Origin of the sequence: Acidovorax sp. 100 (genome assembly GCF_003688355.1) — a bacterium.
Classification (GTDB): domain Bacteria; phylum Pseudomonadota; class Gammaproteobacteria; order Burkholderiales; family Burkholderiaceae_C; genus Acidovorax; species Acidovorax delafieldii.
Genome location: NZ_REFD01000001.1, coordinates 5,106,176 through 5,125,161, shown reverse-complemented (window position 1 = coordinate 5,125,161; position 18,986 = coordinate 5,106,176). Strand labels below are relative to the sequence as shown.

Sequence of the window (18,986 nt, the reverse complement as noted above, 5' to 3'; positions counted from 1 at the left end):
GCGCCCCTGCGGGCACGGTGAATATAGGGATACTGCTACTCCTGTTGCCTCAATCGAATCTGCTTTCACGGCGATTTGACAATACCGGTCAGCCGGTTGCCTACCTTGCTGAACGCCCTGAAACCGTATTTACGCGGCGATCTGTCGTCGTGAAGCCTGATGAGTTTCTTCTGAGATGGTGAGTGGAAAGCCATTCCATAATGAAAGCTCCAGTGGAATCCGACACATCGCCCAGGCAGGCCTTGTCGGGAGTTCATGGCGGGAACGACCACCGCGTTATCGGAACCTGCGCTTGGGATATGTAGACACGAAGGATTCAGAAATGGCAGACGCAGTTGAAGTTGGAAGCACCAATGTATATGCCGACCTTGGATACCCAGACGCTGAGGCTTTGCAGCGAAAGGCTTCGTTGGCGTCGCATATAGCTTGGACGATCAAGGCGCGACATCTGACCCATGAGGCAGCGGCAGAATTACTTGGGATAGATCAAGCAGACATCGTGAAGATTGTTCGTGGGCAGTTCCGCGGCACGAGTGAAGCAATGATGCTTGAATGGATTGCGAGGCTCGGTCACGACGTGACGATCCTGGTGACCAAAACAGCACGGCAAAGGCCGGGGAAGATTGGGCTGGAGTTCCACTGCTCATCCTGAGCACCAAGCTCACCAGAACGTTGTTTTAGATAGAAGCCGCGATCATCAGGGCCGCATTTCTTCCGCCTCCAGCCTCTGGTGAGGCAGCCCAGCCCAACGTTCACTGCTTACAGTGGATTGAGCAGTGCCAGCGCCTTGCGCTTACCCAGCTTGAGCACTTCAGCAATGCGCTCCAATTGCGCTGCCCGTGGATGAACATGGCTCGTCTCCCACTTGTAGACAGATATCGAAGAAGCACCCAGCAACTGAGCCATCTGCTTCTGCGTAATACCGAGTGCTGCGCGTTTGTCGATCAAGACCTGAGCATCGAACGGGATCTGCTTTGACTTCTTGGGAGTGACGTCTTCAGTCACTGCCTTGGCTTTGGGCGCATCCGTTGCTTTTACCTGCCGTTGGGTGGCCTTGAGCTGCGAAGTGAGGCTTTTGACTTCCCGCTTCAACGCTGCGATCTCCGAACGGTGGCCAGTGATCGCCTTGCGCATCCCCTGCAGTTCAGGTTTGAGCTCCTTGCGCGCCATGCGAACAACTTCAGCGCGAAAGGCATTGGAAAACGTATTCATAGGCCCAATGGTAACTTTGACGTCTTATCGCTCGCTTAGGGGCAGACGCACCGTCGTGTCGCACTCCTTCTTCGTCCCCCAAAAAACAAAACCGCCAAAGGCCTGAGCCCATGGCGGTTTGTTTCGGTGGCCACCGAGAAAGCTTGACTTATTTCCCAGCCTTGTCCGCCTTGCGCTTCGCAGCCTTGGGATCCACCACAGCCTTGAACTTGGCACCCGCCACAAACTTCGGCACCGTGCTCGCTGGGATCTTCAGTGCTGCACCGGTCGATGGGTTCTTGCCCGTTCGTGCTGCACGCTTAGCTGACTTGAAGGTTCCAAAGCCCACGAGCTGCACGGCATCGCCTTTCTTGACGGCCGTCTGGATGGTATCGATCAGCGTTTCCAGCACCGCATTGGCTGCGGTCTTGGACAGGTCATTCTTGGAAGCCAGGATTTCAACGAGTTCTGCGCGGTTCATGGATGCTCACGTGTAGAGGTTGGAAAGGACGGATTTATAACCCCGCCGCTGACGCCACGCTTGCTGGGACTCAATCATGCAGTGCACTTCTTGGCAAAAACTCCATGCCCGTGCGTTTCACCAACTCCTGGTAACTGATCGGCCGCCCCACCATCTCCCCCTCGCGGTTCTCTTGCCAATGCGCCCAGGCCTTGTTGGTCGTTGCGTCATACACGAGCTTGTACAGATAAGATAGGTCGGCACCTTCACCCCATTAGCCCCAATGCGTGGCCCCGCATCCGTGAACGCTGGTCCGGTGATCACAAACACATCTCCCTTGGCCCGCTTCACATAGTGCCGCGTGTCCTGCTCGATCTTGTTCCAGGCACCCCCGTTGTGCTGGGCATTCTGGGGGACCATGTTCGCCAGACTGAAGCTCTGGGCCATGGAAGTGGGAGTGGCCATATCTCCCGCAGGCGCCATGTGCCCTCGGGAGTAGCCGGAGTTCTTGTAGTCCTCCAGCTCCGCCCGCTCACCACTGGGCAAGCGCGCATCCGCAAAGAACCGCTTCGCCCGCTTCTCATCGGCATCCTCGATGAGCCTGCGGTTCAGGCGCTGGGCCACAAACACCGGGGTCTTGGTGGTGCCTGAATGCAGCACCGCAAACGCTTCATAGCAAAGCTCGCGCAGCTGCGGCCGGGGTGTGATGGCCGGTGGCGTGCCATTCGCAAAGAACTGCGGGCACTGCGCAAAGGAGGTGGGCTCGGGCGTGAGCAGGGCTGCACTGTCGAACTGCGGAGACCGTGCCCAGGAAAGATTCGGGAGAGCAACGCTGGCAAGAGACAGGGCCAGCACAGCTGCCAGGCGCACACGGCCTGGCCAAGAGAAGAAACGATTCACAGAAGAGGCATTCGAGTCGAATTTGACGGAGCCCGATTGGAGCACCGTTCACCTCTCGCTTCTGGCCCGAATGCTCGGATCCCGCAGGGTTTTACAGCTGCTTGCAGAGATGGGGTGCACAAACAGAAAGGGCTCCCAAAGGGAGTCCTTTCTGCCTGCCCGCCCCTGCGGTTCAGTTAACACTCCCCATGGCAGCAGCACCCGCACTGTGCGAAGTGCCACCGCCATGGAAGTCCCGCAACTGCTTTAATCCAACTCAAGCAGTTGGTCTGTCAGATACGCAGGCATTCACAAGCCGCCTTGCGGGAACGCCTGCAGGTTCGTCAGTTTTGCTGAAGTCACGCTTGCCATTGGTTTTGAAGGCTCGCCTACTCCGTAGGCGTTGGCTCGGAAAGCGACAGCTATCGTGCTAACTGGGTGCCAGCGGCCCTTTTTCATCAAGCTTTGCACCCGTTGCCGATATTTCTGTGGATTTGGCGCATTCTCCTCACGCCCTTTGTGTCGCCGAGTGTTGCACCACCAACAGGCAGCAACGATGTTTTGTGCGGAATCGCGCCCTTGATCCTGGCGAGCAGTTAGATGCTCAGCCGTGCACCGAAGGTACTTTTGGAATTTAGGCATGAGTTCATTGGGCGTGAACTCAGGCAATGCAGGTTCGATCATTACCAAACCGCAGTAGAAGCAACGGCATTGTTGGATGAGCGCGGACTGGATACGGAGTTTGGCTATCTTGTTCATTTGGCAGCAGGGGTAGTGTTGAAGCTACTCCCGTTGCCGATAGCCGGACAGGTCGGGCGCCGGGGCATCGCACCACTCGGCTATGCGCCAAGTCACCCGGACGCGGCCGGGTTCGCGTTAGCCCGGACAACCAATAATTTATATCTCTGCGTCCAGTCGGCGCAAGTACCGGCTGTTGCACGCATGCGTCATGCTGACTCAACAGGTAACTCGACTTGCTGCGCCGGATCCTTCGCCCTGTGCACAAACAGCTCCACCGATGGCACCTTGATCAGCGACTCTGCCTGCTCGATAGTGCCTTGCAGCCAGGTATCCCAATCCCCCTTTTCCAGCGGCACCACCGTGCGCTTGTCCTGCTTATCGGGCGGGCGCTTGGGGTCAGTTCGGTGCATCAGGTTGAGGACAGGCACATCGTCGCAGTTCTGCGTGATCATGGTGTAGCTGTGCAGCACCTCGCCTGTGGCCGGGTCGGTCCACTCGCTCCACAGGCCCTCCAGGCCCCAGGGCTCGCCGTCGGCGCGCTCAAACTGCCAGGGTATGTGCTTGCCAGTGCCCCAGTAGGGTTCGACATACAGCTGCGCCGGGATGATGCAGCGCTGCCCCTTGCGCCAGGGGCCGCCGTAGGTCCATGACTTGGCCATACCTTCACGCCGGGCGTTGACGGTGCTCAAGCGCTTGCCGTCCTTGCCGGTGGGGATGTGTGTCTTGGAGTTCGGCGGGATCATGCCCCACTGCCCTACCACCAGCTCGCGCCCGGCTTCCCCCTTGGCCCGCAGGAACGGCCCACGGTACAGCGGGCTCATCTTGTCGCGCCACTCTTCCTCGGGCACGTCACCGAAGTGCAGCACCAGCTGCTCACGGCCCGGGACCTCGTAGTAGGTACACATGGCAACATTCTGGCAGCAGGGAGCTATACTGTAAATATGTACAGTCTTTGGAATTCCCCGCTACCGGTGCCGTACGACACGGCGGCGCAGTCGCTGGCTTTGCCCCTTTGCGGGGTGAGCGTGCGCGCGGGGTTTCCATCGCCAGCTGACGACTTCGTGGTGGAGCGGCTGGACATCATGCAGCTGCTGGTAAAGCACCCCCAGGCAACCTACTTCTGGCGCGTGCGGGGTGACTCGATGCGAGACGCTGGCATTGAGGACGGCAGCATCATCGCGGTGGACCGGGCGATCAAGCCCAAGCACAACAGCATCGTCGTGGCCATTGTGGACGGCGAATGCACCGTGAAGTATCTGCACCAGCGCGCCGGCCGGATCAAGCTGCGGGCGGCCAACCCTACCTATCCCGACATCATTCCCCGAGAAAGTCAGACCATTGAGGTGTGGGGCGTGGTGAGCGGGTGCGTGAAGCTGTTTCTTACCTGATCTGATGGACGGAGGCCAGCATGTACGCGCTGGTGGATGGCAACAATTTTTACGTGAGCTGTGAGCGGGTGTTCCGCCCCAGCCTCAACGGCCGCCCGGTGGTGGTGTTGAGCAACAACGATGGCTGCGCGATTGCCCGCAGCAATGAGGCCAAGGCCCTGGGCATCAAGATGGGGGCGCCGTGGTTCCAGATCCGGCACATGGAAGAGACCCACGGCCTGGTGGCCTTGAGCGCCAACTTCACCCTGTACGGCGACATGAGCAACCGGATGATGAGCCTGGCGGCGGGTCTGGGGCCTTCACAAGAGATCTACAGCATCGATGAGTCGTTCATCGGCCTGCAGGGCATGCGCGGCGACCTGACCACCCGCAGCCACGCCATCCGTGCGCGCATCCACCAATGGGCGGGCATTCCTTGCGGTATCGGTATTGGTCACACCAAGACGCTGGCGAAGCTGGCCAACCACATCGCCAAGACGGCCGAGCGCAAACCAGGCAGCTACCCGGCCGAGCTGGCCCAGGTGTGCAACCTGACCGCCCTGTCCGCCCAGGACTTGGACGACGTGCTGGCCAGCACGTTGGTGGAAGAAGTCTGGGGCGTGGGCCGCAAGACCGGTGCGCAGTTGCATCAGTGTGGGGTGCATACGGTGCTCGACCTGGCACGGCTGGACCCAGCCATGGTGCGAAGGCGCTGGAGCGTGGTGCTGGAGCGCACCGTCCGCGAACTGCAGGGCATGCAGTGCATCGACCTGGACGATGCACCCGCGCCCAAAAAAGAGATTGCCTGCACCCGGTCATTCGGCCAGGCGGTGACCGAGCTGCCGCCGCTGGTGGAGGCCGTGAGCGAGTTCGCCAGCCGAGCGGCCGAGAAGCTGCGCAAGCAAGGCAGCCTGGCCAGCCAGTTGCTGGTGTTCTGCCACACCTCGCCGTTCCGACCCGGCCCTCGCTTCAACAAGTCGGTGGTGGTGCCACTGCGCCGGCCTACGGCTGACACGGGAAAGCTGGTGTGGGCGGCTGTAGCTGGCATGCGCCGCATGTACGAGCCTGGGTACAAGATGGCCAAGGCAGGGGTGATGCTGCTGGACCTGGTGCCGGGCAACGTGCTGCAGGGCGAGCTGGATCTGGAGGATGAAGACCGTCGCGACCGCACCCAGCTGATGGTGGCGCTGGACACGCTCAACCAGCGGTATGGCAAAGGCACCGTGCATTCAGGCGCCACGGGCGGCACCAACAAGGGCAAGGGCTGGGGGATGAAGCAGGAGAGGCGCACGCCGCAGTACACGACGCGGTGGGAGGATGTGCCGGTGGCTAGGGCCTAAGAGTGGAGGCGATACCGCGCTCGAAGTCGGCTCTGCAGCGGTTGCCGTCGCTCGTCCTGCCGCTATGGAAGTCCGCTGACGATCTCTCATCGGTCGTTCGGAGTAGTGGGCCATATTTTTGGATGGAGATAGAGAACACCAATCTATTAGCTCCTCACATGGCTTGCGCTTTCAAGCCAGCTTAAGCAGGTCCGCGAGGTCCATAGGCGGCTCGATAAAACGTTAAGAGCCTCTTAGCATGCAACTCGCCAAGCATGATCGCATCGGCATAGCCTTACATGCCTTGGCGACTGCCGCTCTCGATCTTGACGCCCGGTTGATTTTTGCGAATGGGCTTGACCTTCTCGTCGTGACAAGGTTCATAGTCAAAACATGAATCAACTGAAGGAGGCTCACATGGTCCGTTTCAATGTTCCTGACATGACGTGCGGTGGTTGCGCCCAGCGCATTCGTCGAGCAATAGCTCAGGCCCCAATGCCGGCGGGTGTCGAAGTAGAAATCGATGTGGCCGCGCGGCAGGTCCGCGTTCCTGGGCAAGCCGAAGACGACACTGTGGAGCTTGTTCGCTCCGCAATTGAGCGTGCCGGATACAAAGCAGACGCCGTGGTGGGGACTTCATCGGGCCGAACAACCGGTGGCTGCTGCTGTGCGTCTCGGTCCACAACCTCTGTTGATGTGAATCAAGGCGCTGCGAACCGTACGTCGTCATGCTGCAATTGAACCTACAAGGAGACCATCATGCGTCTGAATATCCTCGCTGGGCTGTTGACAACCCTTTTCGTGGCGGGATGTGCCATCGCGCAATCTCCAAAACCTACGGACGAACACGCAGGCCACCACCCCGGTGATGCGCAGAGCGGTGGCGTAGCCACCCAGTCTGCCCCGACAGCTACTACCCCGCCAGCACCGGACGCCTTTGATCGTCAGATGAAGGCGATGCAGGAAATGCACAAAAAAATGCAGGCGGCCAAGACTCCCGCCGAACGTTCTGCTCTGATGGACGAGCACATGAAGCTCATGCAGTCCGGCATGGCCATGATGGGTGCTGGTAATTCTGGTGGCATGGGTATGGGGATGATGCAGCAAGGGGCGCAGGCCAAACCTGCCGCACCTGCAGCCTCTGGAAACTCGGGCATGGGAGGCGGCATGATGGGCATGCACGCTCAAATGGAGCGCCGCATGGCCATGATGGAACAGATGATGCAAATGATGGTGGACCGCCAAGCGGTCATGCCATCCAAATAGCCCCCCCGCGAGCGTCCTGAGGGGCGCTCGCCACAAAATCTCATTGAGATTCTGTAAACCACCTTCCTGAATCGACCAGCGCAAGGCGTGTTTCCCCTGAGCCCGTTACTGCCGCCCGCAAGCACTACGCATTTCAGAAGTGGGGATGTGGTCGGCTCCTTTGCATCCATGCTTGATCGATAGCTCAATTGGGTGCCATTGATGGCGGCGACGGTGTTCTTATCGGGTCTTCAGTTTTCAGCGATAGCGACAGGGGGGGCGCCGCTGACCTGGTAGCGCCGCTTTGATCGGCACCCAGGCCATGGAGCCAGTCCGATTGAAGCTGCATTGCCTGACGTCGCCACGCAGCCTCTCGATCAGCAAACTCGACGCCCCTAAGCCTGCCTCACGAAGCCTAAGTGTCCAGCTGGTCGCGTTTTCTCGGCTTTCTCATCAGCACATAGGCTGCAGGAATCACGAACAAAGAAAGCAGCGGTGCGGTCACCATACCGCCCAGCATGGGAGCCGCGATGCGGCTCATGACCTCCGAGCCTGTCCCGCTGCTCCACACGATGGGTACCAGGCCCGCCAGGATGACGGCTACGGTCATGGCCTTGGGGCGCACGCGCAGCACTGCACCTTCCCGGATCGCGTCCAGCAGCTCTTCCAGCGTGGGCTGCCTGCCGTCTGGACATCTCTCTGCGAGTGCGTGCTTGAGGTAGATGAGCATGACCACCCCGAACTCTGCCGCGACCCCCGCCAGAGCGATGAAGCCCACACCGGTGGCGATGGACAGGTTGTAGTTCATCAGGTACAGGAACCAGATGCCCCCAGTGAGCGCGAATGGCAGCGTCGCCATGATCAGTCCCGCCTCGCCCATGCGCGAGAAGGTCAAGTACAACAGCACGAAGATGATCAGCAAGGTGGCAGGCACCACGACTTTCAGGCGGGCATTGGCCCGCTCCAGGTACTCGAACTGACCTGAGTACGTGATGCTGACCCCGGGCTCCAGCTTGATCTGGCGGCCCACCGCATCGCGCAGGTCATTGGCCACCGATGCCAGATCGCGCCCCCGCACATCGACATACACCCAGCCCGATGGGCGGGCGTTCTCGCTCTTGAGCATGGGGGGGCCATCGGTGATGGAGATGCTGGCCACCGTGCCCAGCGTGATCTGCTGCCCCATGGGCGTGGAGATGGGCAACTGGGCCAGGCGTTCCGGGGAGTCGCGCCACTCACGCGGATAGCGCAGGTTGATCGGGAAGCGGGCCAAGCCCTCGACCGTTTCAGACACGTTTTCACCACCGATGGCCCCGGAGACCACGGCCTGGATTTCGGACACGTTCAGCCCGTAGCGCCCTGCGGCCGTGCGGTCGATGCGGACATCGACGTAGCGCCCCCCCGTCAGGCGCTCTGCCAACGACGAAGTCACTCCCGGAATGCCCTTGGCGACCTGCTCGACTTGGGCAGCGATCCCGTCGATCACCTTCAGGTCGTTGCCGGTCACCTTGACCCCGATGGGACTCTTGATGCCGGTGGCCAGCATGTCAATCCGGTTGCGGATGGGTGGAATCCAGATGTTGGACAGGCCAGGAATCTTGACGGCCTTGTCCAGCTCCTCGATCAGACCCTCGGGCGTCATTCCTGGACGCCATTGGTCTCTGGGCTTGAGCTTCACCGTGGTCTCGAACATTTCCAGCGGTGCCGGATCGGTTGCGGTCTCCGCGCGGCCCGCCTTGCCGAAGACGCGCTCGACCTCGGGAACCGTCTTGATCATCCGGTTGCTCAGTTGCAGAAGCTCCGTCGCCCGCTGTGCCGACAGGCCCGGGAGCGCCGAAGGCATGTACAGCAGATCGCCTTCATCGAGCCTGGGCAGGAACTCGCCCCCCAGCCGCGAGAGGGGCCAGATCGTGGTCGTCAGCGCCAGCACGGCGATGACCAGTGTGGATTTGGGGCGGTGCAGAACCCATTCCAGGCAAGGCCGGTACACGGCAATCAGCGCGCGCGTGATCGGGTTCTTTTGCTCATCTGGGATGCGGCCCCGGATCCAGTAGCCCATCAGGACCGGGATCAGCGTGACCGAGAGGGCCGCAGCTGCGGCCATCGCGTAGGTCTTAGTGAACGCCAGCGGTCCAAACAGGCGACCTTCCTGTGCTTCCAGCGTAAAGACGGGCACGAAGGACAAGGTGATGATGAGCAGCGAGAAGAACAGCGCGGGGCCTACCTCCTCGGCGGCTTCGGTGATTACCTTCCAGCGCTCTTCCCCCACCAGTTGGCGGTCGGGATGCTTGTGCTGCCAGGCCTCCAGCTTCTTGTGGGCGTTCTCGATCATCACCACGGCCGCATCAACCATGGCGCCCACTGCGATCGCAATGCCACCCAGAGACATGATGTTGGCGTTGATGCCCTGGTAGCGCATCACCAGAAACGCCGCCATGATCCCCAGCGGCAGAGAAATGATGGCGACCAGTGCCGAGCGCAGGTGCCAGAGGAACAAGACACAGACCACAGCCACCACGATGAACTCCTCCACGAGTTTGGTGGTGAGGTTCTGGATCGCCCGCTCAATGAGCGCACTGCGGTCGTAGGTTGTGACGATCTCCACGCCCTGGGGCAGGCTGCTTTGCAGCTCGCTGAGCTTGGCCTTGACGGCTTGGATGGTTTCCTGGGCATTCTTGCCCGAGCGCAGGACCACCACGCCACCGGCCACTTCCCCCTCGCCGTCGAGTTCGGCGATGCCGCGCCGCATCTCCGGTCCGATCTGCAGCGTTGCGACATCGCCCAGGCGCACGGGAATCCCGGCGCGCGACACCAGCGGGGTGGCCCTGAAGTCGTCCAGCGTCTTGAGGTAGCCGCTGGCGCGCACCATGTACTCGGCCCCGGACAACTCCAGCACCGACCCTCCCGTTTCCTGGTTCGCTCCCAGGATGGCATCACGCACCTGCCCCTGGGTCAGCCCTTGGGCTGCGAGCTTGATCGGATCGAGCACCACCTGGTACTGCTTGACCATGCCGCCCACCGACGCCACTTCCGCGACATTGGGCAGGCTCTTGAGTTCGAATTTCAGGAACCAGTCCTGCAGGGCCCGCAGCTGGGCGAGATCGTTCTTGCCGGTGCGGTCCACCAGCGCATATTGGTAGATCCAGCCGACCCCGGTGGCGTCGGGGCCGAGCGACGATTTGGCCGTGGCGGGTAGTCGCCCCTGCACCTGGTTCATGTACTCCAGCACCCGGGAACGTGCCCAGTACAGGTCCGTGCCGTCCTCGAACAGGATGTAGACAAACGAGTCGCCAAAGAACGAGAAGCCGCGCACCGTCTTGGCGCCCGGGACGGACAGCATGGTGGTGGCCAGCGGGTAGGTCACCTGGTTTTCCACGATCTGCGGCGCCTGGCCGGGGTAGGAGGTGCGGATGATGACCTGGACATCCGACAAATCGGGGAGCGCGTCCACGGGGGTGCTGCGCACGCCCCACACGCCCCAGGCCGTGAGCATCACGGTCGCCAGCAGAACCAGGAGTCGGTTCGCCACCGACCAGCGGATCAGACGTGCGATCATGGCTTGATCCTTTCCACGGCAGTGATCACGAAGTCCTTGCCTTGCTGCTGGAAGGTGAACTTGACCTGCTGCTCCGGTTTCAGGGCCTTGGCCAGCTCTGGGTTTGCCAGCTTGAATGGCATGGTCATGCCGGGCCACTTCAGTTCAGGCACGGCCTCGTGGGTAAGGGTCAGCTCGGTTGGCGTGACCTCATCGACCACCCCTCGCACCGTAAAGCTCTTGGACGCCGGAGCCGCAGAGGCCGAGGAACCCTGTTCAGCGATGGGTTGTGCGCTGCTGCCGGGAGGTTGAGCGGGCATGATGCCTCGCAGGCTGGCTTCCGAGTCGATCAGGAACTGCGCCGAGGCGACCACCTGCTGCCCTGCGGTGAGTCCGCTTTGAATGACGAGTCGGTCATCGATTTCCGCGCCAAGTTGTACCTGGACGGGGTGGTACTTGCCGGGGCCGTCCACCACGTAAACCAGTGCCCGCTTACCGGTTCGGATCACCGCTTCACTGGGTACCAGCAGCGCCGGTTGGGTGCGTCCCGCCAGGACAATCTGCCCGGACATGCCCGCCTTCAGGCGCTGGGTGGGGTTGGGAAGCTCCAGGCGCACGCGCACCGTGCGGGTGTCCCGGTTGGCCTCTGGGAGGATGCTCACGACACGGGCTTTGAGGGTTTCGCCCGGAAACGCGGCCAGGCGCACCTGGGCGTCCTGCCCCAGTTGCAAGGGACCGCTTTGCGCTTCGGGAACGGCCGCTTCGATCCAGACGCTGGCCAGACCGTTCACGCGCACCAGGCTGGCCCCCGCAGAGACCGTCATGCCCTGGCGCACCATCAGTTCGGCCACCATCCCTGCTTGTGGGAAGGTCACCGTGTAGCGGCCCTGAGGTTCGCCCGTGCGCTCCACCTGGGCCACGAGCGAGGCAGGCATGCCCAGCAGTGACAACCGATGACGCGAAGCGGCCGTCAGCGACTCTTCCTTGAGCGCCCGGACAGCGAGGAACTCGCGCTGCGCAGCCACCCACTCAGGCAGCAGTAAATCGGCCAATGGCGCGCCTGCGGCCACCACGTCACCCGGGGCCCGGGCATAGACACGCTCCACAAATCCTGCAGAACGCGCCTGGACGATACTCACATCCCGGTCATTGAGCTGGACCGTGCCCAGCACGTCCACATCGGATCCAATGTCGCGCTGCTCCACCGTGGCGGTGCGCAGGCCGAGGGCTTGCACCGCTTGTGCCGAGACATTCAAACCGGTGCTTTGTTGTGCGTCCTCATCGGCGTACTTGGGAACCAGCGCCATGTCCATGTAGGGCGACTTGCCTGGCTTGTCGAACTTCTGCGTTGGCACCATGGGGTCGTACCAGTACAGCACCTTGCGGTCGGCCTTCGCCGCTTCTGCCGATGGAGGGGTAGCGCCAGATGGATGACTGCTCGCAATGCGCCATTGGGAGACGCCCCAACCGAGGGCAATGCCAGCAGCCACCAGTGCCACGGCCACAGTGGTCTTCTTGAAAACGGTATTGGTCATGTGGTTCTCCCTTCAGTCCGCGATCAGGCTGTTCAGACGGGCAATCACGGTGTCCCGCTGCGCCTGCAGATCAATGAGCCGCCAGTGCGTCTCCCGCACTTGGGCCCTGGCCGCCAGCACGGCGCTCAAGTCGCCTTTGGCAGACTGGTAATTGGCCAACGCGAGTTCGGCACGCCCCTGTGCCAAGCCCATGCCCGCCGATTGCAGCCGCTCGATCTGACTGTTCAGTGCCGCCAGCTCTGAGGCGCTGTCCTCCAGCTCCTGCAGGTGCCTGCGGGTCACGTCTTCCTGCTCGGCGTCCAGGCGCTGCAGCTCCAGCTGCTTGGCCTTGATCTGGGGTCCCTGGCGCCGCTCCTGTTGCCAGGGAAGGTCAAAGGTCACCTGGAAGGACACCATGTCGCCCCAGCGTCGGTCGCGGCGGCTGTAGGCGACTTCCCAGGACCAATCACCCTTGGTTTCTGCTTGGGCTTCGCGCGTTTCCGCCAAGGCCATGGCCTGCATGGCGGGGTACTGCGCAAGTTCCGCGTGGCGGTGTACCTCAGACCGCAGTTGATCCAAGGGGCGGCTCAGCGGCCCAGGAGTTCCCTGTAGCGCCTCGTCGGCGCGAGCGCCAACCCAGCGCCGCAACATCGCCCTGGCCTTGGATCGGTCCCGCTGCAGATCGTCCCTGCGATCCGACAGCGCAAGCGCCTCCTGCCTGGCCATCAGCAGGTCTGCGGCCTGGGCCGTGCCTCCGGCGATGCGGGCGGGCAGGCTGTCCTGCAGGCGCTGGTTCTCACTCAGTAGACCGGTGAGTACCTGGTCACGTTGCTCGATAGCCTGGGCCAGGATCCACGCTTGACTCAGTTCCTGGCGGATCTGCAGGCGCTGGACCGCCAGGGTGGCGCGTTCGCGTTCCACCTTGGCCTCGGCACCGGCGATCTGGGCATCGCGCTTGGCCCGGTTGGGCACCTCCTGCATCAGCGCCAGGCGCTGCATGGTCATGGACTCACGCGTGAGGCTGAAGCGGTCCATGCCGCTGATGGGAAAGTTCTCGATACCGACCGAGAGCTTGGGATCCGGCAGCGTTCCCGCCGCCTGCCGGGTGCTGGTGGCTGCGTCAATCTGCAGCCGCTGGGCCGTGATGCGAGGGCTGTGCTGCTCCGCCAGATCCAAGGCCTCTGCAAAGCCCAGGGCGTGGGCCTGGTTGCCAGCCAAGCCGATGCTGGTCAACAGGACCCCGAGAGCGCCCAGGCGCAGTTGGCGGAGGTTGCGCACCTGTATGCGCTGCGAGATGGGGTGAATGCGCTGGTGCGCAGACAGGCGCTCGCAGGGAGCGCCGATGGAGATGATGGGCATGGTGGTCCTCGAAATGAAGGGGCACGAAGTCAGACTTGCGCAAACGCTGCAAGGCAGCGCGCAAGGCGTGCACGATCAATTCCGAAAGACCTGATGGGTTAGATAGATGGGGGGAGAGCCCGCTCGACTGTCCAGCTCCGCGTACACAGCACGCGGATCGATTTGGCGCTCGGAATCCAGGACCACAGGCAGCACATAGGCAACCCAAATGGCGTGCGCCGCTAGCGCCTGCAGATCGAGACCTTGGAGCGAGGGGGAGGACAAGCTGTCGCCGTCACAATGGGCTCGGCACAGCTGAGGATCCTGCTCATCCATGGTGCCCGCCATCGCGTGGCAATCGGGCATGGAGGGCATGCCGACGGCATCTCCCATGGCCATGCCCGCTTTTTGCATCGATGCCGCATGGGCTGCGGAGTCCAGCTTGGGACAGGCATAGGCGGCCAACGCGAACTGCATCAGAAGCAACGCCGCGACCAGGAAGCTGGTTATCCAGCGTCCTTGGCGCGATACGGTGCTTCTGGCGAAGATCATGGTGCGAATGGTATCCCCAGCGATGGCCACGGACTTAACCTAGATCAAATCCGGGCCTGCCGAGCCATCTCAGCCCTTGCGAAGTCGCAGGGCATTGGCGATCACGGACGTCGAACTCAGGCTCATTGCCAAGGCCGCGATCATTGGCGACAACAGCCAGCCGGTGAAGGGATACAGCAGCCCTGCAGCAATCGGTATGCCCAGCGCGTTGTAGAGGAAGGCGAACATGAGGTTCTGTTTCATGTTGCCCACCGTTGCCTCCGACAGTTCCCGCGCCGTGGAAATCCCTCGCAGATCGCCCTTGACCAAGGTGACCTGTGCGCTGTTCATCGCCACATCGGTGCCAGTACCCATCGCGATCCCCACGTCTGCCTTGGCAAGGGCGGGCGCGTCATTGATCCCGTCACCCGCCATGGCAACAACACGGCCTTCGGCCTGCAGCCGGGACACCAGGGCCAGCTTGTCCGCAGGCTTGACCTCGCCATGAACCTCATCAATCCCCAGCTTTGCCCCCACCGCCTTGGCGGTGGTCATGCCGTCGCCCGTGGCCATGACAATGCGCAGCCCCGCCGCATGCAAGGTCGCCAGCGCTTCCGGCGTGCTGGCCTTGATGGCATCCGAGACCGCAAGCAGGCCTTGAAGCTGGCCATCGGCCGCCAGGTACATCACGCTGGCGCCTGTGGCGCGCAAGGCCTCTGCCTGCGCAAGCAGCGGGTTCGCAGAAACCCCGACCTGCTCCATGAGGACCGTGTTTCCCAAGGCGAGTTGGCGCCCAGCGACCCGTCCGCGCACCCCGATGCCAGACCCGGACTCAAAGTCCTCGGGCTTGTCCAGGGCCAGCCCCTTGGCGCGGGCCGCTTGGACAATGGCATCGGCCAGCGGATGCTCGCTGCCTTGATCCAGACTGGCTGCCAGGCGCAGAACCTCATCCTCGGACAGACCGGGCATGGCAACAACCCGCTCGAAGGAAGGCTTGCCCTCTGTGAGCGTGCCAGTCTTGTCCACGATCAGCGTATCCACCTTGCGCAGGTTCTCGATGGCTGCTGCGTCCCTGAACAGCACGCCGCTGGTCGCCCCCCGGCCTGTGGCCACCATGATCGACATAGGAGTCGCGAGGCCCAACGCACAAGGACACGCGATGATCAGCACGGCCACGGCGTTGACCAGGCCATAGACCCAACGTGGCTCCGGGCCGAACAGGCCCCACGCGAACAGCGTGAGCAACGCGATGCCCACCACGGCCATGACAAAGTACCCCGCCACCTGGTCCGCCATGCGCTGCATGGGGGCCCGTGAGCGCTGCGCCTGGGCCACCATTTGAACGATCTGCGACAGCATGGTGGCCGAGCCCACCCGCTCGGACCGGATCACCAGAGCGCCGTTGGTATTGAGCGTGGCTCCGATGACGGCGTCCCCAGGTCCTTTGACGATGGGCACAGGCTCGCCAGTGAGCATGGCTTCGTCCACCGCGCTGCTCCCCTCGACCACCACGCCATCCACCGGCACCTTCTCACCGGGGCGCACGCGCAAGAGGTCTCCCACATGGACATGGGACAAGGGAACATCACTCTCCTGACCGTTAGCGTCGATACGCCGCGCTGTCTTGGGGGCCAGGCCCAGCAGCGATTTGATGGCGGCAGAAGTCTGCGAGCGTGCTTTCAGCTCCAGCATCTGGCCCAGCAGCGTGAGCGAGATGATGACAGCGGCGGCCTCAAAGTACACCGCCACACGCCCCATGGCCTGGAACGAAGCAGGAAACACGCCGGGCGCCACGGTGGCCACCACGCTGTAGACAAATGCGGCGCCCGTGCCCAAGCTGATCAGCGTCCACATGTTGGGACTACGGTTGGCAATGGACTGAGCGCCGCGCACAAAGAAGGGCCAGCCAGCCCACAGCACGATAGGAACCGTCAGCACGAGCTCAATCCAGCTCTGTGTGGCCATCTCGAACCACTGCAGCCGGTGTCCCACCATGGCCAGGATGGTGACCACCACGGTCAGTGGCAGCGTCCACCAGAAGCGATGCCGGAAATCCACAAGTTCCGCGTTTTCTCCCTCATCCAGCGTGGGGAGCATGGGTTCCAGTGTCATGCCGCATTTAGGGCAGTTTCCGGGATGGTCTTGCCGCACCTCTGGGTGCATGGGGCAGGTGTAGATGGTGCCGGGCTGAGCTGTTTCTGGCTCACGCGCAACCTTGTCGGTACCGGGAGGCGTGACAGCGTACTTGTCCGGGTCCTCAACAAACTTCGTTTGGCACTTGGCGCTACAGAAGTAGTAGTGCAGCCCCTCATGCTCCGCCGAGTGATGCGATTGTTCCGTCACGTCCATACCGCAGACTGGATCTTTCAGTTTCGTCATGGGCGGCGGTGTATCCCCGTGGACCCCCTCATGATGCTGTTGGCCATGGTGGGTGTGATCGTGCGGTTCCGCGTTGGACATGAATGACCTCCCTGCAAATGTGTTGTGTGCCTGCAAGATTACTTTTTGCTCGAATCGCCTTCGTGAGAGCCGTCCCCCCCGTGCCCATGGAAGAGGTGCATCAACGGGCAAGCCAGCAAGAGCAGATAGGGCCAATAACCCGCAATGTGCGACCAGTGTTCCCTGAGCAAGAAGAATGCCCCGATGAGTGCAAGCATGATCACTGCGCCAATCAATTTGCGGCTGCCTCCGCTGGCGTTGGCAGCTTCTGCATGCCCTGTGGTGTGGTCGTGGTTCATGGCGATCTCCAAGAAGTGGCCATCGAGACAATGATGGTCCCGGTGAAAACAATAGGGCTTAACACGGTGGCAATGTCAAGCCTGAAAATAGAAATGCTCTAGCTGGCGGCACCCTTACGCATCCTGGTTTCGCACTGTGCAGTTCATTGGCAAAAGGGGCCTTTCAGAGTTCGTCAAGGAGGACGGGAAACAGGCCTAAAACATGAACGAGCGGCCAAGCACGTGGCGTGCTTCTGGATTGCACCCGCGAATACACAAACGTCATGCCTACCAGCGCGAATAGCTGCTACTGGCCTTCTGTCGTGTCAACGGCCCTCCGAACACCTGCACAGTCCAGGTGTCGAACGAATGTTTTATTGCCTCAGCCAAGCTCTTCAAGGTGTGCGGGTCGATGGTTGTCCAGAAGGAACGGCGGGGCGCCCAACGTCAGCCGTGGTTGAGCGAGGCGTGAGCATGTGGCCCGCAGCGTCAACCTTGACCATGCCCAGCCTAGGATGACTCCAGTAGCGCGTCCTTCCTTCTTCAGCCTGCGCTTTGACTGGCAGCACTTGATCTCGCACGTCAACGCCAGTGGGCGTCGCGAAAGAGGCTGCGGAAGCCAGGGACAGAGCAACTGCAAAGACAGACGCAAATAGATTGTTGGACATGATTTTGGCCCTCGCATAGGTCATTGAAACGTCAGCCTGGCTGACGACCTCACGTCACGCAGCCTGAAGAAATCCGTGCGCGTCGTGTTGAGGGGCAGTTTCGATCTTGGTCAATCACCGGAAGATGATGGGTGGATGACATTTTTGTAATGCAAAGAACCACCGCTGTGAGAGCACTCCGGGTTGATACGAGAGCGATGCTGCCATGTGCTCGGATGCGCATGCATTGCCAGTTGCTGTCAAAAGCGTAATCCGTCCGTCACCTCTAAGTCGGCGTGCGGTTTCTAGACTTCTTTCCGTGGTGCACAAAACGCCACCTGGATGGACCATACCGGGCATCCGGCGTCACAGGAGACCATCATGAAAGTTCGTACCGCAATCCTCGTCGCCAGCCTTGCTGCATCCGCTACAGCGTCGTTTGCGACATCCGTTTATCACGCAAGCCCTAGCCAGGAAGAAGGCGTCAGCCTGGCCGCAGACCATTTGGGCAACGCAGTCAGTCGCCAAGCGGTTGAAAACACCGTACTGGCCGCTCAGAAGGACGGTTCGCTGTACTGGATCAGCCGTGGCTATCCAGCCACTTATCCGCTCGTTCCGGGCCCCAAGCTGACCAAGACCCGCCAGCAAGTTCTGGATGAGCTGCAAACCTCCAAGCGCAATCCCGTGACCAGTGATGGCCTGCGTGACATCGGCGGCGAGGCAGGTTGGGTCAACGCCCGCCAACTGCCCTGAACCCTCTCAACGATCACCGGCACCCGCGTTCGCTCCAAAACCGGCCTGCGGTTGCACTTCAACCATCACCATTTATCCAAAAAGGAAACCCCATCATGAAACTCAAGTCCACGCTCATCATCCTTTCCCTCATCGCAGCTCCCGCGTTCGCATCAGACCAAACGGTCAGCAAGACGCGCGAACAAGTGCTGGCTGAATTGGCGCAGGCTCAGCAAAACGGCGAGATGCTTGCTCCTGGCGATTCGGGGATGACTCTCAAGCAAATCAACCCCGGAGCCTATCGCTCGGCTACTTCGACTCAGGCTCGCAAATCCCGCGAGCAAGTGCGGGAAGAATTGGAGCAGGCTATCCGTACGGGTGACATCATGGTGGCGGGTGAATTCGGGGTCAAACGCAATGAGTTGATGTCTGGTCGTTATCCGATCGTGGCAGGCAAGTCGTTGAAGACGCGGGAACAAGTCAAAAGTGAGTTGGCACGCGCCATCCGCGAAGGAGAAATCGTCGCTGTGGGCGAAGACGGTCGCAAGCTCAACGAAATCTATCCTGACCGCTACCATGCTGCGCAACATGCTGCCGTGGCCGCCACCTCGGACGAATCCACCAAGGCCCCTCGTTTCTAAACAGGTTCTCCGGGCAGTCGGCTGCTGATCTGGAGGGGCCTTTCGAAACAGGCCCTTCTCCAGTTGGCGCACCGTGCATGTCTGCATCGCCAGCAGCAAGTGCGTGCGACATCTGCTTTTGTATCGCTA

18 protein-coding genes and 1 pseudogene are annotated in these 18,986 nt (G+C 61.5%); 8 read left to right on the top strand and 11 right to left on the bottom strand.

All coding sequences use genetic code 11. The features are described 5' to 3' along the window. Positions 1–322 precede the first annotated feature (322 nt). Positions 323–652, top strand: a complete 330-nt coding sequence (locus tag C8C96_RS23490) for a helix-turn-helix domain-containing protein (protein ID WP_121943794.1) — start codon at positions 323–325, stop codon at positions 650–652. 107 nt (positions 653–759) lie between these two features. Here C8C96_RS23490 and C8C96_RS23485 read toward each other — a convergent pair whose 3' ends face one another. The 5 genes and pseudogenes from C8C96_RS23485 to C8C96_RS23465 all read right to left on the bottom strand — a co-directional run bounded on the left by C8C96_RS23485 (position 760) and on the right by C8C96_RS23465 (position 4,176). Then, the gene (locus tag C8C96_RS23485; RefSeq protein WP_056642979.1) at positions 760–1,212 is read right to left on the bottom strand and encodes a helix-turn-helix domain-containing protein; all 453 of its coding nucleotides are present in this window, start codon (positions 1,210–1,212) and stop codon (positions 760–762) included. A 148-nt stretch (positions 1,213–1,360) separates the two neighbouring features. Beyond that, positions 1,361–1,672, bottom strand: a complete 312-nt coding sequence (locus tag C8C96_RS23480) for an HU family DNA-binding protein (protein ID WP_056057356.1) — start codon at positions 1,670–1,672, stop codon at positions 1,361–1,363. Positions 1,673–1,742: 70 nt separating this feature from the next. After that, positions 1,743–2,521 (bottom strand): annotated as a pseudogene (locus C8C96_RS23475) (DNA/RNA non-specific endonuclease). 318 nt (positions 2,522–2,839) lie between these two features. Next, complete coding sequence (locus C8C96_RS23470; RefSeq protein ID WP_082576858.1) at positions 2,840–3,289, bottom strand: HNH endonuclease; 450 nt, start codon at positions 3,287–3,289, stop codon at positions 2,840–2,842. A 188-nt stretch (positions 3,290–3,477) separates the two neighbouring features. Then, positions 3,478–4,176: an SOS response-associated peptidase gene (locus C8C96_RS23465; protein WP_056642972.1), complete on the bottom strand. Its 699-nt coding sequence runs from the start codon at positions 4,174–4,176 to the stop codon at positions 3,478–3,480. A gap of 36 nt (positions 4,177–4,212) precedes the next feature. Here C8C96_RS23465 and C8C96_RS23460 point away from each other — a divergent pair, with 36 nt between their 5' ends. The 5 genes from C8C96_RS23460 to C8C96_RS23445 all read left to right on the top strand — a co-directional run bounded on the left by C8C96_RS23460 (position 4,213) and on the right by C8C96_RS23445 (position 7,223). Further along, complete coding sequence (locus C8C96_RS23460; RefSeq protein WP_056642969.1) at positions 4,213–4,659, top strand: LexA family transcriptional regulator; 447 nt, start codon at positions 4,213–4,215, stop codon at positions 4,657–4,659. 20 nt (positions 4,660–4,679) lie between these two features. Continuing rightward, positions 4,680–5,978 (top strand): Y-family DNA polymerase, encoded by a 1,299-nt coding sequence (locus tag C8C96_RS23455; RefSeq protein ID WP_056642966.1) that lies wholly within the window; start codon positions 4,680–4,682, stop codon positions 5,976–5,978. A 238-nt stretch (positions 5,979–6,216) separates the two neighbouring features. Continuing rightward, positions 6,217–6,354, top strand: coding sequence for a hypothetical protein (locus tag C8C96_RS24915; RefSeq protein ID WP_156391310.1), 138 nt, complete (start codon positions 6,217–6,219; stop codon positions 6,352–6,354). Next, positions 6,351–6,698: a heavy metal-associated domain-containing protein gene (locus tag C8C96_RS23450; RefSeq protein WP_310219107.1), complete on the top strand. Its 348-nt coding sequence runs from the start codon at positions 6,351–6,353 to the stop codon at positions 6,696–6,698. The genes C8C96_RS24915 and C8C96_RS23450 overlap by 4 nt, the downstream gene beginning before the upstream one ends. Positions 6,699–6,716: 18 nt before the next feature. Further along, a complete protein-coding gene (locus C8C96_RS23445) occupies positions 6,717–7,223 on the top strand; it encodes a hypothetical protein (RefSeq protein ID WP_056637589.1) in 507 nt (168 codons plus the stop codon). Between the two features lie 394 nt (positions 7,224–7,617). On the opposite strand, the gene C8C96_RS23440 is transcribed toward C8C96_RS23445, so the two are convergent. The 6 genes from C8C96_RS23440 to C8C96_RS23415 form a co-directional block, all read right to left on the bottom strand. Then, positions 7,618–10,758 carry an efflux RND transporter permease subunit gene (locus C8C96_RS23440; RefSeq protein WP_121943793.1) on the bottom strand — a complete coding sequence of 1,047 codons (3,141 nt, stop codon included), beginning with the start codon at positions 10,756–10,758 and terminating at the stop codon, positions 7,618–7,620. Continuing rightward, positions 10,755–12,272: an efflux RND transporter periplasmic adaptor subunit gene (locus C8C96_RS23435; RefSeq protein ID WP_056419591.1), complete on the bottom strand. Its 1,518-nt coding sequence runs from the start codon at positions 12,270–12,272 to the stop codon at positions 10,755–10,757. The genes C8C96_RS23440 and C8C96_RS23435 overlap by 4 nt, the downstream gene beginning before the upstream one ends. A gap of 12 nt (positions 12,273–12,284) precedes the next feature. Next, on the bottom strand, positions 12,285–13,610 hold the full coding sequence (locus C8C96_RS23430) for a TolC family protein (RefSeq protein WP_056637581.1): 1,326 nt from the start codon (positions 13,608–13,610) through the stop codon (positions 12,285–12,287). Between the two features lie 75 nt (positions 13,611–13,685). Further along, a complete protein-coding gene (locus C8C96_RS23425; protein ID WP_056637579.1) occupies positions 13,686–14,141 on the bottom strand; it encodes a hypothetical protein in 456 nt (151 codons plus the stop codon). 69 nt (positions 14,142–14,210) lie between these two features. After that, positions 14,211–16,499 (bottom strand): heavy metal translocating P-type ATPase, encoded by a 2,289-nt coding sequence (locus C8C96_RS23420; protein ID WP_121943792.1) that lies wholly within the window; start codon positions 16,497–16,499, stop codon positions 14,211–14,213. Positions 16,500–16,618: 119 nt separating this feature from the next. Beyond that, positions 16,619–16,858 carry a DUF2933 domain-containing protein gene (locus C8C96_RS23415; protein WP_056637577.1) on the bottom strand — a complete coding sequence of 80 codons (240 nt, stop codon included), beginning with the start codon at positions 16,856–16,858 and terminating at the stop codon, positions 16,619–16,621. Positions 16,859–17,865: 1,007 nt separating this feature from the next. Here C8C96_RS23415 and C8C96_RS23410 point away from each other — a divergent pair. Both C8C96_RS23410 and C8C96_RS23405 read left to right on the top strand, forming a co-directional pair. Then, complete coding sequence (locus tag C8C96_RS23410; protein WP_082493285.1) at positions 17,866–18,237, top strand: hypothetical protein; 372 nt, start codon at positions 17,866–17,868, stop codon at positions 18,235–18,237. Positions 18,238–18,332: 95 nt separating this feature from the next. After that, the gene (locus C8C96_RS23405) at positions 18,333–18,857 is read left to right on the top strand and encodes a DUF4148 domain-containing protein (protein ID WP_056637575.1); all 525 of its coding nucleotides are present in this window, start codon (positions 18,333–18,335) and stop codon (positions 18,855–18,857) included. Positions 18,858–18,986 lie beyond the last annotated feature (129 nt).

Coding starts and splice junctions, on each gene's coding strand:
- C8C96_RS23490 (WP_121943794.1), top strand. CDS start 323: ATGGCAGACGCAGTTGAAGTTGGAAGCACCAATGTATATGCCGACCTT.
- C8C96_RS23485 (WP_056642979.1), bottom strand. CDS start 1,212: ATGAATACGTTTTCCAATGCCTTTCGCGCTGAAGTTGTTCGCATGGCG.
- C8C96_RS23480 (WP_056057356.1), bottom strand. CDS start 1,672: ATGAACCGCGCAGAACTCGTTGAAATCCTGGCTTCCAAGAATGACCTG.
- C8C96_RS23470 (WP_082576858.1), bottom strand. CDS start 3,289: ATGAACAAGATAGCCAAACTCCGTATCCAGTCCGCGCTCATCCAACAA.
- C8C96_RS23465 (WP_056642972.1), bottom strand. CDS start 4,176: ATGTGTACCTACTACGAGGTCCCGGGCCGTGAGCAGCTGGTGCTGCAC.
- C8C96_RS23460 (WP_056642969.1), top strand. CDS start 4,213: ATGTACAGTCTTTGGAATTCCCCGCTACCGGTGCCGTACGACACGGCG.
- C8C96_RS23455 (WP_056642966.1), top strand. CDS start 4,680: ATGTACGCGCTGGTGGATGGCAACAATTTTTACGTGAGCTGTGAGCGG.
- C8C96_RS24915 (WP_156391310.1), top strand. CDS start 6,217: ATGCAACTCGCCAAGCATGATCGCATCGGCATAGCCTTACATGCCTTG.
- C8C96_RS23450 (WP_310219107.1), top strand. CDS start 6,351: ATGAATCAACTGAAGGAGGCTCACATGGTCCGTTTCAATGTTCCTGAC.
- C8C96_RS23445 (WP_056637589.1), top strand. CDS start 6,717: ATGCGTCTGAATATCCTCGCTGGGCTGTTGACAACCCTTTTCGTGGCG.
- C8C96_RS23440 (WP_121943793.1), bottom strand. CDS start 10,758: ATGATCGCACGTCTGATCCGCTGGTCGGTGGCGAACCGACTCCTGGTT.
- C8C96_RS23435 (WP_056419591.1), bottom strand. CDS start 12,272: ATGACCAATACCGTTTTCAAGAAGACCACTGTGGCCGTGGCACTGGTG.
- C8C96_RS23430 (WP_056637581.1), bottom strand. CDS start 13,610: ATGCCCATCATCTCCATCGGCGCTCCCTGCGAGCGCCTGTCTGCGCAC.
- C8C96_RS23425 (WP_056637579.1), bottom strand. CDS start 14,141: ATGATCTTCGCCAGAAGCACCGTATCGCGCCAAGGACGCTGGATAACC.
- C8C96_RS23420 (WP_121943792.1), bottom strand. CDS start 16,499: ATGACGAAACTGAAAGATCCAGTCTGCGGTATGGACGTGACGGAACAA.
- C8C96_RS23415 (WP_056637577.1), bottom strand. CDS start 16,858: ATGAACCACGACCACACCACAGGGCATGCAGAAGCTGCCAACGCCAGC.
- C8C96_RS23410 (WP_082493285.1), top strand. CDS start 17,866: ATGAAAGTTCGTACCGCAATCCTCGTCGCCAGCCTTGCTGCATCCGCT.
- C8C96_RS23405 (WP_056637575.1), top strand. CDS start 18,333: ATGAAACTCAAGTCCACGCTCATCATCCTTTCCCTCATCGCAGCTCCC.